Source organism: Rhodococcus sp. T2V, from assembly GCF_029269925.1.
Lineage (GTDB): Bacteria > Actinomycetota > Actinomycetes > Mycobacteriales > Mycobacteriaceae > Rhodococcus_F > Rhodococcus_F koreensis.
Window position 1 is genome coordinate 1 of the sequence record NZ_JARJBD010000559.1, and the last position, 333, is coordinate 333.

2 pseudogenes are annotated in these 333 nt (G+C 64.6%); one reads left to right on the top strand and one right to left on the bottom strand.

What is annotated here, in order from left to right:
* Positions 1–112: 112 nt before the first annotated feature.
* Positions 113–223, bottom strand: a pseudogene (locus P3H15_RS55405) (hypothetical protein); the annotation flags it as partial.
* Between P3H15_RS55405 and gvpJ the strand changes: the two are divergent.
* Positions 224–333, top strand: a pseudogene (gene gvpJ, locus P3H15_RS55410) (gas vesicle protein GvpJ); the annotation flags it as partial.

The window sequence follows — 333 nt, forward strand, 5'->3', positions numbered from 1 at the left end:
ACCACGTTCGCCCCCGCATTGCACAACTCCAGTGTCGATGTCAGCGCCACATACTACTCCGGGGTCGGAGCCAGCTTCACGACAACGATCCGCTTCACACCCCGCGCCCTTGGTACTTCACCTGCCCGTAGGCCTCGTCCGCGGTGACCCAGGAGAAGGGGACCTGTGCGTCGAGGGCGCGTGCGATCATGTGTTGCGCCAGTCTCGGTTTGGTGGCGAACTCGCGTACGTGCGGGTCTCGCTGGTCGGTATCGAACTGCTGACCATCGACGCCCGCATCGTCGTCGCGAGCGTGGACACCTATCTGCGGTTCGCGGAGGCGGTGAACCGGCT